The following is a 14,286-nucleotide window of genomic DNA, read 5'->3' as shown; positions in this document are numbered from 1 at the left end:
AAGGTAGTATGTTATTCATGTTTTAAAATAGACTGGCCTTAGAGAGGTGAAAGACAATGAGTTTTGCGATTTCACTAGTTGTTATTATTGTAGTTGTATCACTATTTGGGACCGTACTAGTCGCAAGAAATGTAGAAGAGAATTACGGTAAGTCTACAAAGAGGAATGTAAAAAACTTATCTGCTATCTATATCATTCTTCTTTTAGGGCTTCTTGTGGGAGTTACTTGGTATGCGGTCGTTATTTTATAGAGTGTGTATATGATGAAGGAGTTAATGCATTGATGAAAAATGAGCGCCATGTTTTAGTTGTTTTCCCGCATCCAGATGATGAGTCGTATTGTGTGACTGACACGATTTTGGCTTATACGGAGCAGAAAGTCCCTCTTACCTTGAATTAGTTGATTACGATCAAAGACCATACCTCTATAACATTACATGTCCTGTATTAATAATACGAGGAGAGAATGATTATTTTGTTCCGGAAAAGTATGTGAGAGAATTTGAAAAACACCTGAGAAACGTGACGTTCGTTGAGTTGAAAAATAGTGGGCATTTGCCTTATTTAGAACAGCCTACTAATTTTAATGTGACGGTTGAGGTGTTTTTAAACCATGCGTTTGATTAATACCATTTTTACAGTGAATACTGTTATTAATGAATTCAGGACACTAGCTTGGAGAGGAGGGAACTAAATGGAATGGAAACTGAATCGTGCAGATAAGATACCAGTGTATAAACAAATTGCTGATTACATTGAAAGAGGCATTTCTACCGGTGAATTCCCTTCTGATAGAAAATTACCTTCCGAGCGTATGTTAGCACAGAAGTTACAGGTGAACCGGAGTACGGTAGTAGCTGCTTATGAGGAATTAAAATCACTCGGGGTAGTAGAACGACAAAAAGGAAGCGGCACTCGGGTGAATACAGACATATGGGGTGTGTCACATAAACGAATACCGAACTGGGGGAGGTATGTTGAGGATGGATCGTTCTTACCTAATGTACCACTTGTTCAACAAATTCGAACGGAAACACAAAAAGATGACTTAATTAATTTAGCGAGTGGTGAATTATCACCAGAATTAATTCCAAGTGATAGATTCCGAACGATTTTGTCGGAGAAAACATTTATGGAAAACCTCAGTTATGACCATCCACTTGGAAATGAAATGCTGAGAAAAACAATTGCAGCACATGTTCAGCAATATAAACAAATTGAAGCAGGTTCAAGTTCTATACTTATTACATCTGGAGCACAACAGGCGCTGAATCTTATCGTTCAATGTTTATTAAAGCCTGGTGATGCGATTGCAATTGAGGATCCGTCGTATTGTTTCTCACTTCCGATGTTTAAATCCGCTGGTTTAAAAATATTCCATTTACCTGTTGATCAGCATGGAATGAATCCGGATGATTTAATTGATTTGCACAAAAAGCATCGTATTCGTATGGTGTTTTTGAATCCGGATTATCAAAATCCAACTGGCACTGTGCTTTCAGTAGCGAGACGTAAAAAAATTCTAGAACTGTCTTCTGAATACGGTATACCGATTGTTGAAGATGATCCGTATAGTTTGACTTCTTTTAATGGAGAAGTGAATCCCACATTAAAATCAATGGATCAAAATGGGAATGTTCTTTATGTAAGTTCATTATCAAAAATTGTTGCATCAGGATTACGTATTGGTTGGGTAATTGGTCCTACACGCGTAATAGAACGTTTAGCAGATGCGAAGCAACAAGTTGATTTTGGTCATAGTGTATTTACACAGTGGGTAGCAAATCAATTTTTAGAATCAGAAGATTTTCATGCACATATTACAATGCTTCGTGGACAATTGAAACAAAGAAGAGATGAGTTAATTAAAAAGATTGAAGAATTATTAGGGGACCGAGTTGAATTTTTCGTTCCGGAGGGCGGAATACATTTATGGTGCAAAGTGCAAGGAACGTTTGATGAATATCATTTGTTAGGTGAATCGATACGAAATGGTGTAGCATTCGTTCCAGGAAGTGTTTTAGGTTCTAAAAGTGAATATATTCGTTTTACTTTTGGGAGAGTAGACGTAGAACAAATTCAACTGGGAATTACGAGGTTTGCAGAAACGTTAAATGAGATTTCGTAATAGTGATGCTCGATATTGAAATGAGGGAAAAAAATGAAGTACGTGACGCTTTTACTTCAAGTAGGCGTGCTATATGTATTTAGCTTAGCTGGTACGTGGATTCAGGGAGTATTCCATCTATCAATGCCAGGAAGTTTAATTGGGATGTTAATGCTGTTCTTGCTCCTCTCCACTCGTATTTTACCGTTAAACTGGTTTGAGATAGGTGCAGAAAAGTTAATAATATTTTTACCATTATTTCTAATTCCTTCGACAACTGGGTTAATGGAATACGGGTCTTTTCTTTTAAGTAAGGGGAGTATTATATTTCTTTTAGTTGTTGCAAGTACGATAGTAACATTGATTATTTCAGGTTATGTAAGTCAATTATTAATAACATCTAAAAAATAAAATTGACAAGGTGCGCTATTCAAATGGTCTTAATTTTTATTACTGTAGTGATTTATTTATTGGCGACAAAGCTATATAAAAAATTTACGTTTCCATTTACTTTACCGGTGTTAACAGTTACGACGATTATGATTTGTATATTTCTTACCTTCGGGATCTCGCATCAAGATTATAAGGAAAATGGGGGAGATATTCTTTCAAGCTTCTTGAGCCCTGCGATTGTAGCATTAGCAATACCGCTATTTAAGGAACGAAAAATACTTATGAAAAACTTCTTATCAATACTTGTTGGGGTAGTAATCGGTATAGTAGCTTTAATAAGTTTGAATGTAGTGATTGGGGAAATGTTGAATATAGATAAGGAACTTATATTAACAACTATCCCGCAATTAGCGACGATGCCTATTGCAATTTCATTAGCCGAGCAAATTGGTGGTATCCCATCTATGACAGCTAGTTTTGTAGTTGTTGCAGGAATAACAGGTGCTATTATAGGACCGACAGTACTTAAGCTTTTCCGTATAACAAGTACAATTGGAAAAGGAGTAGGGATGGGCTGTGCATCACATATCATTGGTGTGAGTCGTTTAGTGAAAGAAGGAGAGAAAGAGGCAACTATCGGTTCGGTAACGATGATTGTAACAGGGATACTTATTAGTATATTAGTACCTTATGGAATTAAATTTTTATTTTAAAAATTAATGAATCGTAATAAGGAGTATAACACTACTCGTTTTAGAACGTAATGGAGATGATGAAAGTGACAACGTGGTTTATAGTTACATTATTTATTTTTGGTGCTCTTAAAGTATTAGTTTCTAGTATGCCAACTTCTGTTGTAGAATCAATTATTAGTAGATTCGAATTACATCAAAAACTTGATGAGGAAAATACTACTATAACAGTAGATGGGGAAAGTATAGAAGGAGAAATGAAACTTCAAGTTATCCATGAATTTAATGAGGCTTTATTTTTAGATAAACATTATTTTCCGCCACAAGGGAATGGTACACCGATAGTCATGGAGACGAAGAAAGGAAAAAGAGAGATTAGATTTTCTATATATAGCTACGAGGAACACGTTGATGTAATAAAGCAATATAAAAAGAAAGTAGTTGCATATCGTTTGCGATCAAAAAGCCTTCAAAGTCGTTCAGTAGCAGTAACTGAAGATTATGCTTAAGGAGAGACCGTTATAAAAACGGTCTCTTTATTTTTAGCATCCAATTATAAAATGTCCAAATAAGAGAAAAGAAAATGATATATCCAAACAAAGAATAACTATGCTGCCAATTCATATTATGTACAAATAAACCTAATCTCTCAGCAACTTGTTCAAAAATACTAGCACAAATACCTATTGAAAAAATAAATAGAGTTCTAGAAACTGTAGATAATTTTTTTGAAATTTGTATAAAAGAGGCTGTTAAAATCGGCAGTACAAACAACGTAAAAGCTATGTTAACTGAAAATATGGATGAGAAGGGCCTAACTGGAAAGGAATATAGTTGTTTATTAACAAAGAAAGCATCTAAACAAGTTCCAATAATAGCAGAGAAAAAAACTGTAATTATTAAAGCTAGAAAGTCATTCTTCCTCTCGGAGGAGGACATTTTTCTTTGCGAGAATGGCAAGTTCAATTTTCTCGAGTGTTTTGCAATAGTCTTCTGTAATTTGTCCACTTATCTTTTCCTCCTTATCAACTAAGTAATTTACAACTTGCCAATCAGTAAACCAATCTTTACTTTCATCTTCTTCATGTTTCATATCGCGCCATGCATAGATGAGTGCAGGGCTGTATATACGATATGCGCCACTACGCAACTGGCATTTCTTTATTCGGCGTTTATAAAACTCACGGGAAAAAGATTCATTTACACTTGAAAATAAATGAGGCCAGTAATCTTTTCTTGATCCTGTATGCGGATGATTTTGGGCCCAGCTTATTATTTGAGATAAAACATGTGTATCCCGAAATAATAATGAATACAACCTTTTTCCGATTAAGATTCGTTCATGTAAGGAAGTAAAATGTTTCATTGTATCACCAAATAGTAATACTTTTTGTTTCTTATCGTTTTCGTAGAATGGGAAAAGGATATGATTAAACTGAAAGAAATCAAAGAGCTTAAATCCAATACTATTTAGTACAGTCTTTTGAAAGTGAGCATTTTGAATAACTCTTTTTTCTAAGTAGTTTTGTTCATTAATAATAGTTGCAATCGCTAATGTTTTTTTGTTACCTGTTTTCCAAAAATCGTTCCACATCGTTTCCATAAATGTAGAAACATTTAGGTGAGGGAGAAGGTGAAATAGCCTTTGAGATCTTTTTACACTTTGTTCATATAGCAAAAATTGAGGATATACATCTTGGAAAATAAGCCAATTTCCTCTTTCTAAGAAAGAAAAAAATGTAATTTGATCTTTCTCAGATAAAATTCTCGTATATAAATCTCCCTTTAAATCGGTCATATTCCAACCACCGTTACGTGATACCATATGCCCAAGTAGTGCCCAATGTATTTCTGGATATTGAATGTAAAATTGGTAGTATGCACGTGTTCTTGTTACATTATTTTTATTTAGTTGTTTTGTTTGTGCTTTTATGTTGTCGATGATGAGTTGCTCTTCTTTCGTTAATTTATACATGGTTCCAGAATGAATGAGTTTGCATTTTTGTTTTAACTCGTTTTTTACATCAAATAGGGAGAGAGGAAGTGCTTTGGAAGCTTCATTATATGTATTATTTGAGTTGCTTTGGTACATTCCATTACCTCCCTTTTCATGAATTTAAACATGATATTGGTTATGAATCATTCTATTTATTTTATTACGAGTATATGAAATAAATGAGCGGTGTTTTTTTACAAGTAATATAGTTATCGAGCAAACAGTATGAAAAAATCTTACTGTTAAGAGGTGAAATGAAAAACAGAAACTATGTTTAATAGTTTCTGTTTTTTTATTTTGTCAATTTAATGTAACAAACGACGATTATGATTTGAATCAATTGAAAATAATTCAATCGCGTTAATAAGTACAATTTTTATTGAAATGTATGGTAGGAGGAAAAGGAATGCTTAATAAAATAATTTTAATTACTGGTGGCACAGGTTCGTGGGGACATGAACTTATAAAACAACTATTAGAAAGATCGCCGAAAGAAATTAGGGTTTTTTCAAGGAATGAAACGGTTCAGTTTGAAATGCAGCAACAGTTTATAAATGACAATAGATTAAAATTTATTATTGGAGATATTCGTGATAAAGACCAACTAGTCTATGCTTGCCAAGGTGTACATTATGTATTCCATCTTGCAGCTTTAAAACATGTTCCAGTATGTGAGTATTATCCCTATGAAGCTATAAAAACAAATATACATGGTACGCAAAATATAATTGAAGCATCAATCCAGAAGCAAGTTGAGAAAGTTATATATGTTTCAACTGATAAAGCGGCCGACCCATCAAATACGTATGGGATGACAAAAGCAATTGGTGAAAAGTTAATGATTCATGCGAATGTGCAAACGAAGAAAACAAAATTCATTTGTGTTCGTGGTGGAAATGTTTTAGGGACGAATGGAAGTGTGGTACCGCTCTTTAAAAAGCAAATTAAAAAGTCTTCACAGGTAGGGATTACTGATGAAAATATGACTAGATTCTTCTTAACAATTGAAGATGCTGTTGGATTGTTATTTAAAGCAGCATCTGAAGGAAGAGGAGGGGAAATCTTTGTTATGAAAATGCCAGCATGTAAAATAACGGATTTAGCAACAGTATTGATTGAAGATTCAAAAAAAGAAAACGTGAAGATAAAAGAAGTAGGGATAAGACCTGGTGAAAAATTAAGTGAAATGCTTTTATCTGAGGTAGAGAGTAAAACAAGTATTAGTTTTGATCAAAATTATTTTGTGGTACTACCGACTATTCCTATAGAAGGACTTCAAGAATATTATGCTAGTTATCCGCTTGTGGATGTGAAGAGTTTTAGTTCTCAACAAGACTTACTTGCAAAACATGAGGTGAAACAAATGTTAGAAAAAGGAGGCTTTTTACGATGAAAAAAAATGCGAGCCTTTTAATAACTGGTGCAAATGGCTTCACAGGGCGCCATGCTTGCCAATATTTTTTAGACAAGGGCTTTCATGTAATTCCTATGTTTCAAAATCGTTCACATAGAGAAAAATGCAGGAATGGAATTACTTGTAATTTAACTAATAAGGGCGAAGTAATGAGGGTAATTAAACAAATAAAGCCAGACTATGTATTGCATTTAGCAGGAAGAAATTCGGTCATAGAGTCTTGGACAGCTGCTCTTGAATACATGGAGATTAATGTGATAGGGACGTTATATTTATTAGAAGCAATTAAGCAAGAAGCCCCCCATTGTAGAACATTAGTTATAGGATCTGCATTGCAAGCAGATAGTATGAACACCATAAAATTTTCAAATCCATATAGTTTAAGTAAAACTATGCAAGTAATCGTCGCAGAGGCTTGGGGTGGGTTAATGGATTCAAATATTATCATTGCAAAGCCCTCGAACTTAATTGGTCCAGGAGTATCGAATGGCATTTGTTCTATTCTGGCAAAAAAAATGATAGATATAGAGTCGGGTAAAAGTGAACCAATTATTGAAGTAAACAGTTTGAAAGATAGTAGGGACTTTCTAGATGTACGTGATGCAGTTAAAGCGTATCATGTGTTATTACGTGATGGTATAAATGGAAAAGAATATAATATTGGATCAGGAGTAAAACGATCTTTATTAGATGTACTAGAACAATATAAAGGATTAACACAGCTGAACTTTACTATAAAAGAAACAGATAATTTTGAGAGTGACTCAAATAAAAGTTTAGTGTTAGAGGATATAAAAAAGTTAGGTTGGGTCCCAAAAATCCAATTTCATCAATCATTGAAAGATGTACTTGAGTATGCGAAGCACAGTGACATCTGCATTTAATAAAAAAGGGTGTAAGAAGTATATGAATGGTTATGAAGCAATAGATAATCAAAGTACGTTATTTCTTTCGATTGTTGATACGCTGGATTGGAAAGATGAAGAAGCGCATGTGTTACACCTCTATGAGGCAATAAATCAATATCGAGCGTATGTGGAAGAAAAAAAGGTTGATCGAACAAAGCCAGCACTAGAGATTAGAACTAGGCATGTGATTCAAGTTTTTGCTCAGTATAAGTGTAGTGAGTATGGAAATGATTTTTATGAACTCATCAAAGATCTTTTACAAGATATAGGATTTGAGTTAAAGATTAATATAAAGCTAGATTTTTAATGATAAAGGTGGATATAAGTTATGAATAAAAAGATTCTCTTTACTGGGGGCGGTACAGCCGGACACGTAATGATTAATATGGTATTGATTCCTAAATTTATGGAAAAAGGATGGGGAGTTGAGTATATTGGATCTCAAAATGGAATTGAAAAATTATTAGTTCAAAATGTTAAATACAATAGTATTTCAACGGGGAAGCTTAGGAGATATTGGGATTGGGAGAACTTTAAAGATCCTTTTAAAATTATACACGGTTGTTTACAAAGTTATAAATTAATTAAGAAAATGAAGCCTGACGTTATCTTTTCAGCAGGAGGATTTGTTTCAGTTCCTGTAGTTATAGGGGCATGGTTAAATCGTGTACCTATAATAATACGTGAACCAGATAGTACGTTAGGGTTGGCAAATAAAATAGCATTACCTTTTTCTAAAAAACTATGCACAACATTTCCTCAAACAGGGGGTAATGTAAGTACTGAGAAGAAGGTTTATGTAGGGCCAATTGTAAGGGGAGAAATTGAGAGAGGTAACGTATTACGAGGAAGAAGCTATTGTAAATTTCAGCAAGATAAACCGGTATTGTTAATAATGGGTGGGAGTCAAGGTGCTAAGTGGATAAATGATATGGTAAGGAAAAGTTTAGATACATTATTATTAAATTTTAATATTGTTCATATGTGTGGTAAAGGGAAGGTGGATTTATCTATTGGCATGGAAGGTTATATGCAATTTGAATATATAGGGGAAGAGTTGCCGCATATACTAAATATGGCAAGTGTTGTAGTTTCCAGAGCGGGTTCTACCGCCATTTCTGAATTGTTATTTTTGAAGAAACCGATGTTGCTTATTCCGTTAACTAATGCTTCCAGTAGAGGGGATCAAGTTTTAAATGCTGACTATTTTTCTAGGCAAGGGTATGCGGAAGTTTTACTTCAAGATAGAGTAAACACTAGTACATTTATACATGCAGTAAATAAGTTGTATACAAATAAGGAGAGATATATTCAAAACATGAATGGATATAAGAAAACAAATGATGAGGGGATTCATCAATTAATAGATATAATAAATGAAGTGGTGAAGTAATAGAAATTTAAATAGAAAAACAAAAGGAAAGAAGGTATCTTCTTTCCTTTTTACTATAGTTGTTCAAATTCATTATTACTTATACCGATTAGCTATGTACTATTGGTGAATACCGATTTCTAATAGCTCAGTAAATGCATTAGTATGAATAGGTTTACTGTAATAATAACCTTGAATAAACTGACATTTATTTTTTTGAAGGAAATTCACGTGTTCTTTCGTTTCTACACCTTCAGCAATGACAGACATTCCTAATGTATTTGCTAATGTGATAATCGTTTTAATGATTTCCATTCCATCTTCACACGTTTCAGACATTGTAATAAATTCTCTCGGGATTTTTAACGTATCGATTGGATATAAAGGTAAGTAGGCTAGGGAAGAATAGCCTGTACCAAAGTCGTCGATTGAAATGTGAATCCCTAAACTTTTTAGTGTACGCAGTTTTATCAATGTTTCTCTCTCATCCATCATTGCAATTCGTTCTGTTAATTCAAGATCGAGAGAACTTGCTGATAAACCTGTATTTGCTAAAGTAGAAGAAATAGACTTTACAAAATCTTCTTGCTCAAATTCTTTAGCAGATAAATTTACACCTATTTTTAAATGCGAATATCCGAGTGCGTGCCAACGTTTCATTTGCTCACAAGCCTGCTGTAATGTCCATTTTCCTATTGGAATAATTTGTAGTGTTTCTTCTGCAATCGGAATAAACTCGTATGGAGAAATAACACCTAATTCAGGATGATTCCACCTGATTAAAGCTTCTGCACCGATAATTTTATTAGATTCACTATCAACTTGAGGTTGATACAAAAGGAACAATTCTTCATTTTGTATTGCGTCTGGTAAATCTTTTTCTAATCGTAATCGTCTTTCGATTTTTTTTGCGATTACATCGTCATAAATAGAGACAGAGTTAAGCTCTTTCGCCTTTGCATCATACATTGCAACATTAGCGTTTTTCAGAAGTGTAGCGGTATCGATTCCGGAATGTGGATAAATAGCGATGCCGATACTCAGTGATAAAGTTAATTTATGCTCATGTATGACAAACGGTTTTTTCATACATTCAAATAATCGGTTGCATAACTTGAATAAGCAATCATGGTCCGTATAGTTTTCGATTAAAATTGTAAATTCATCGCCACCGATTCTTGACAGATGAGTATGTGATGGAAGACATGATTGGAAACGTTTTGCTACTTCTTCTAATATGTAATCACCTGACGAATGTCCAAGTGTATCGTTAATTACTTTAAAGCGATCTAAATCTAAATATAATAATGCAAACTCACTTTGTATTGTTTGAGCATTCTTTATAACTTTTCTTAATTTCTTATGGAAAAAGGATCGGTTCCCAATTTTCGTTACAGTATCGTGGAATGCTAAATATTTTATTTCTTCTTGTTGTTTTTTTAATGCGGTAATATCTTTTACCATAATATAGCTTCCTGAAATTTGTCCGTCTATCATAATAGGAACGATGGTAACGTATAAGGAATAAGTAAAGCCATCTTTATATTGAGAACTAAGTTGTAAAGATGCTGATTTTTGTTGTTTAACTTTTTCTAATGCAGATGCTAGTTTATGTTTATCTGCATCTAAAATAATCGAAAAACATGTTTCACCGAGTAACTCGTTCGTTGGTGCTTCGAGTAATACACTTCCTGCATTATTCGCATTTAAGAATATTCCATTTAAATCAATCGTAAAAATAGGATCAGGGTGATACTCATATAAAGATTTGAATTTTTGTTGTTTTTGAGATAAAGCATCTGATTTTTGGACTAAATCAGAAGTCCGTAAAGTAATTTTTTCTTCTAATTGAGTATTAAATACTTGTAAACGTTTTGTTAGGCTGTTGTTTTGCATATGTGCAATAGAATGCCGAATAAGTACGAAAACAAAAGCGATACAATTTCCTGTAATGAGAGTTGAAGACGATGTTTGTTCTTTTAATGTAAACCCGATTAGTATTGTAACAGCAAGATAAGGAAATACGACTAAGATTTTTTTTCCTAATATAGGGTTTATAATAAAATGGTTTGTATTGCTATTATGATCGTTTGAAATAGAACCAGCAATGGCAATTAATAATATTGGTATTCTATATAATAGACGTAATAATGCTATCGTGTCATACGATAAATAAGTATGTAAGTAAAAATAAATATAGTTAAAAGTTGCAGAACTTATTAATACAAAAATAAAGATATAAATTTTCCATTTTGAATTAAAAGTTGTTGGGCGGAAAAAGAGAATAACGCCTAGTAGTAGAAAAAGTAAGTCTGCAATTGGATATAGAAATGAAAGTACCATGTCTCCCATTGAGAGAGAGAATATATTTAAATCTGGTTGGTTAAATAAATACCATTCTAATGTGAGAATGGAAGTGAGTACTATACATATATCGCATATAAAGAAAGCTTTTTCCCACTTATTGCATTTGTTTAAGATTTTATAGCAGAAAGCAATAAGAAATAAGAATAGAAAAAGCATATAAAATACGTCAGAAATAGAAAATTGATGTATTGGAAATTGGAAAAATTCATTTTGATATATATATATTATTTTCCCTAATAAAAAGCTGCCAATTGCGAGTGTAATACATAACCAAAAAGGATTGGAGCGGACTTTTTTAGAGTATATAGAATAAATTAATGATATAAATGTAATGGCTTCTACGATGAGTGAAGAGAAGCGTACGTTGAAGCCGGAAAAATGAGCATGGAACAAAAAGAAATATATAAAACAATAACTGGAATAACATATTAAAGTTGTTGTTAATATACATAATTGCAAATTTTTATTTATTTTCAATATGATCACCTTCTTAAAGTATGTGCGTTATTCATAATATCCATACATAAGGATATTACTTAAGGATTGTATCAGATTTCTACAGAAAAAGCATGTTTATAAAGAAAGAATTGAGTAGTATAATACTTCTGGGAATTTTCGGGAAATAATATGATCAATACTTATTAGTTTGGATAAAATTTGTATATTTAGTCATTCTGTAAATTGTAATGACTTTTTAAGAGTTTGCAAGTGAAAATGCAAAAATACATATAAAATGATGTTTTGTTGCTATTAGAGAATATTAAGTAAGACATTAGTATGTAACTATTCTCATACCAATGAGGGATTTCAGAAATGTGTTGAGTATATACAATAATATGTAATAATACATTAAGTTTTTAGTGTGGGAGGAAGAGCATGAAAAAGTGGATAAGGTTTAGGATAGCACGTCCAACAGACAAGTTTGAAGAGGTTATTGCATTCTATGAAGAAGGATTAGGCTTAAAACGTATAGGTGAGTTTAATGACCATGACGGCTATGATGGAGTCATGTTTGGTCTACCGGATGAAGAATATCATTTAGAATTTACAAGACATATAGATGGAAGCCCATGTCCAGCCCCAACAAAAGATAATTTACTTATATTTTATATAAAAGAATATAATGAAGTAGAAAAAGTGAGTAAAAGGCTACATGCAATGGGATACGATGAAGTAGAACCGGAAAATCCATATTGGAAAGAAAAGGGGATTACTATAGAGGACCCAGATGGTTGGAGAATTGTGTTGATGCAAATAGAAGAATAGGATGTAATGAAGCTAGAGAAGAGAAGTTTCGAATTTTGATAGGATAAAAGAAAATATAAAAAAGCTTACTTGGAAGAGATACACTCATAGGGAAGCTTTTTGGTATTTGTAATCTGAAAATTAAGATTTGAAATTAACTTCTGAAAAGATATAAAATGAGAACGTGTATTCTTTTGAGTTTGAGAGGGTTGTTTTTAAAGGTAAATATCAAAATAGGGAGGTTTTTTTATGATATGCCGGATTAGGGATGCAGAAGTATACTATGAAATCATTGGAGAAGGAAAGCCAGTACTTATCATACATGGGTGTTCTCCTGACCATAGATTAATGAAGAGATGTATGGAAACAGTGTTTCAGAAGTCTAAAGGATATCAACGAATTTATATTGATTTACCTGGAATGGGAAAATCGAATGCCCCAGATTGGATAAATAGTTCAGATTATATATTAGAACTGTTAACTGCATTTATTGAGAAAATCATCCCAACAAAAGATTTTTTACTAGTAGGAGAGTCTTACGGGGGATATTTAGCTAGCGGGATACTTTCAAAGATGTTTGAGAGAGTTAATGGATTATTGTTAGTATGTCCTGTTGTTGTAGCGCAACGAGAAAAAAGGATTCTCCCGGATAAACGGGTAATTGTAAAGGATGAAGAATTTTTAAACACACTTACTTCAACCGAAAGGGAAGAATTTTGTGAGTTAGCAGTGGTTGCGAATGAGTATACATATAAGCGTTTCAAAGAAGAAATTAAGCCAGGGCTAGATATTGCTAATGATGGGTTTATTGAAAGATTACAAAAGAATTACTCTCTTACTTTGGACTTCCAGCATAAAAAATATGAGAAACCCGTTCTTTTATTAGCTGGAAGACAAGATATATCGGTAGGTTATCAAGATATTGTAGGAATCATTGAAGATTATCCAAGAGCGACATTAGCGGTATTAGATATCGCGGGACATAATTTGCAAATTGAACAGCCTGAATTATTTGAGAGTTTAGTTTCGGAGTGGGTTAGACGAACTGCTCAGCAAAGTTCATAAAAAAAGAATAAATTAATATTTTGATTGTATTCAAGTTTTGATATGGAAAAGATTAAAGTAATTAACTTATAAATATTTTTAAGGAGGAATTATGAATACATATATCTATATGGTTAGGCATGGTGAATCGCCAAAATTAGAAGGAAATGAAAGAACACGTGGATTAACTGAGAAGGGAATTTTAGATGCTCAAAGAGTAACTGAGATATTAGAAACAGAGGGAATTAATACTTTCATTTCAAGTCCGTATAAGAGGGCTATGTTAACGATAGAAGAATCAGCGAATTTCCATGAAAAAGAAATATTAGTATATGAAAATCTTAAAGAGTGTAAGTTTTTAAATGAAGATAAAATTATATCGGATAAGGAAGTGTACCCACTTGTAAAGGAGATGTTTTTTAATTCAAAATATGCACTGACGGATGGAGAGTCATATGCGGATTGTCAGAGAAGGGTAGTGAGAGTGTTAAAAGAAATATTAATGAATTTTCAAGGACATAAAATTGTAATTGGTACACATGGGCTTGTAATGACACTAATGATGAACTATTTTGATAATCAATATGGACTTGATTTTTTAATGAATACATCCAAACCGGATATATATAAGCTAGAATTTAAAGAAGAGCAATTAATGAATGTAGAGAGATTATGGAAAGGAGAATGAAATGGGGTATATGGAGTGTGTTTTAAAAATTACTTTTAAAACACACTCTTTTGTATTAAG

15 protein-coding genes and 2 pseudogenes are annotated in these 14,286 nt (G+C 32.8%); 14 read left to right on the top strand and 3 right to left on the bottom strand.

Going from position 1 to position 14,286, the window contains the following annotated elements; translation table 11 throughout:
* The first annotated feature begins 56 nt into the window (after positions 1 to 56).
* The 7 genes and pseudogenes from ACP6L7_RS15330 (at position 57) to ACP6L7_RS15300 (ending at position 3,701) form a co-directional block, all read left to right on the top strand.
* Positions 57 to 251, top strand: coding sequence for a hypothetical protein (locus ACP6L7_RS15330; RefSeq protein ID WP_002014626.1), 195 nt, complete (start codon positions 57 to 59; stop codon positions 249 to 251).
* Positions 252 to 283: 32 nt separating this feature from the next.
* Positions 284 to 391: pseudogene (locus ACP6L7_RS15325) on the top strand (bacillithiol biosynthesis deacetylase BshB2); the annotation flags it as partial.
* Positions 388 to 627, top strand: a pseudogene (locus ACP6L7_RS15320) (alpha/beta fold hydrolase); the annotation flags it as partial. The pseudogenes ACP6L7_RS15325 and ACP6L7_RS15320, both read left to right, overlap by 4 nt.
* Positions 628 to 694: 67 nt before the next feature.
* Positions 695 to 2,128 carry a MocR-like pyridoxine biosynthesis transcription factor PdxR gene (gene pdxR, locus ACP6L7_RS15315; protein WP_097831004.1) on the top strand — a complete coding sequence of 478 codons (1,434 nt, stop codon included), beginning with the start codon at positions 695 to 697 and terminating at the stop codon, positions 2,126 to 2,128.
* 33 nt (positions 2,129 to 2,161) lie between these two features.
* Complete coding sequence (locus ACP6L7_RS15310) at positions 2,162 to 2,518, top strand: CidA/LrgA family holin-like protein (RefSeq protein WP_097831005.1); 357 nt, start codon at positions 2,162 to 2,164, stop codon at positions 2,516 to 2,518.
* Positions 2,519 to 2,541: 23 nt separating this feature from the next.
* Positions 2,542 to 3,213, top strand: a complete 672-nt coding sequence (locus ACP6L7_RS15305; RefSeq protein ID WP_097831006.1) for an LrgB family protein — start codon at positions 2,542 to 2,544, stop codon at positions 3,211 to 3,213.
* Positions 3,214 to 3,278: 65 nt separating this feature from the next.
* A complete protein-coding gene (locus tag ACP6L7_RS15300) occupies positions 3,279 to 3,701 on the top strand; it encodes a YfmQ family protein (RefSeq protein WP_097831052.1) in 423 nt (140 codons plus the stop codon).
* 10 nt (positions 3,702 to 3,711) lie between these two features.
* Here the strand turns inward: ACP6L7_RS15300 and ACP6L7_RS15295 are convergent, their stop codons facing one another.
* Positions 3,712 to 4,131, bottom strand: a complete 420-nt coding sequence (locus tag ACP6L7_RS15295) for a CBO0543 family protein (protein ID WP_097831007.1) — start codon at positions 4,129 to 4,131, stop codon at positions 3,712 to 3,714.
* The gene (locus tag ACP6L7_RS15290; RefSeq protein ID WP_097831008.1) at positions 4,106 to 5,284 is read right to left on the bottom strand and encodes a DUF2515 domain-containing protein; all 1,179 of its coding nucleotides are present in this window, start codon (positions 5,282 to 5,284) and stop codon (positions 4,106 to 4,108) included. The genes ACP6L7_RS15295 and ACP6L7_RS15290 overlap by 26 nt, the downstream gene beginning before the upstream one ends.
* 310 nt (positions 5,285 to 5,594) lie before the next feature.
* On the opposite strand from ACP6L7_RS15290, the gene ACP6L7_RS15285 reads away from it, so the two are divergent.
* Genes ACP6L7_RS15285 through murG form a run of 4 tightly spaced genes read left to right on the top strand, consistent with a single transcriptional unit; the run spans position 5,595 to position 8,903 of the window.
* On the top strand, positions 5,595 to 6,581 hold the full coding sequence (locus tag ACP6L7_RS15285; protein ID WP_097831009.1) for a UDP-N-acetylglucosamine 4,6-dehydratase family protein: 987 nt from the start codon (positions 5,595 to 5,597) through the stop codon (positions 6,579 to 6,581).
* Positions 6,578 to 7,486 (top strand): SDR family oxidoreductase, encoded by a 909-nt coding sequence (locus ACP6L7_RS15280; protein WP_097831010.1) that lies wholly within the window; start codon positions 6,578 to 6,580, stop codon positions 7,484 to 7,486. The genes ACP6L7_RS15285 and ACP6L7_RS15280 overlap by 4 nt, the downstream gene beginning before the upstream one ends.
* Positions 7,487 to 7,508: 22 nt before the next feature.
* Positions 7,509 to 7,817, top strand: coding sequence for a DUF6572 domain-containing protein (locus ACP6L7_RS15275; protein ID WP_430529416.1), 309 nt, complete (start codon positions 7,509 to 7,511; stop codon positions 7,815 to 7,817).
* Positions 7,818 to 7,838: 21 nt separating this feature from the next.
* Positions 7,839 to 8,903: an undecaprenyldiphospho-muramoylpentapeptide beta-N-acetylglucosaminyltransferase gene (gene murG / locus ACP6L7_RS15270; RefSeq protein WP_097831012.1), complete on the top strand. Its 1,065-nt coding sequence runs from the start codon at positions 7,839 to 7,841 to the stop codon at positions 8,901 to 8,903.
* Positions 8,904 to 9,002: 99 nt separating this feature from the next.
* On the opposite strand, the gene ACP6L7_RS15265 is transcribed toward murG, so the two are convergent.
* Entirely contained in the window at positions 9,003 to 11,726 is a 2,724-nt protein-coding gene (locus ACP6L7_RS15265) for a putative bifunctional diguanylate cyclase/phosphodiesterase (protein WP_141533256.1), read from the bottom strand.
* A 399-nt stretch (positions 11,727 to 12,125) separates the two neighbouring features.
* Between ACP6L7_RS15265 and ACP6L7_RS15260 the strand changes: the two genes are divergently transcribed.
* The 3 genes from ACP6L7_RS15260 to ACP6L7_RS15250 all read left to right on the top strand — a co-directional run bounded on the left by ACP6L7_RS15260 (position 12,126) and on the right by ACP6L7_RS15250 (position 14,226).
* Positions 12,126 to 12,515, top strand: coding sequence for a VOC family protein (locus ACP6L7_RS15260; protein ID WP_097831014.1), 390 nt, complete (start codon positions 12,126 to 12,128; stop codon positions 12,513 to 12,515).
* 228 nt (positions 12,516 to 12,743) lie between these two features.
* A complete protein-coding gene (locus ACP6L7_RS15255) occupies positions 12,744 to 13,559 on the top strand; it encodes an alpha/beta fold hydrolase (protein WP_097831015.1) in 816 nt (271 codons plus the stop codon).
* Between the two features lie 91 nt (positions 13,560 to 13,650).
* Entirely contained in the window at positions 13,651 to 14,226 is a 576-nt protein-coding gene (locus ACP6L7_RS15250; RefSeq protein WP_097831016.1) for a histidine phosphatase family protein, read from the top strand.
* The last annotated feature ends 60 nt before the right edge of the window (positions 14,227 to 14,286 follow it).

It is taken from the genome of Bacillus silvicola (assembly GCF_050524305.1).
Classification (GTDB): domain Bacteria; phylum Bacillota; class Bacilli; order Bacillales; family Bacillaceae_G; genus Bacillus_A; species Bacillus_A cereus_AT.
The sequence above is the reverse complement of the archived record's forward strand: the minus strand, read 5'-3'. Positions and strand labels throughout refer to the sequence as shown.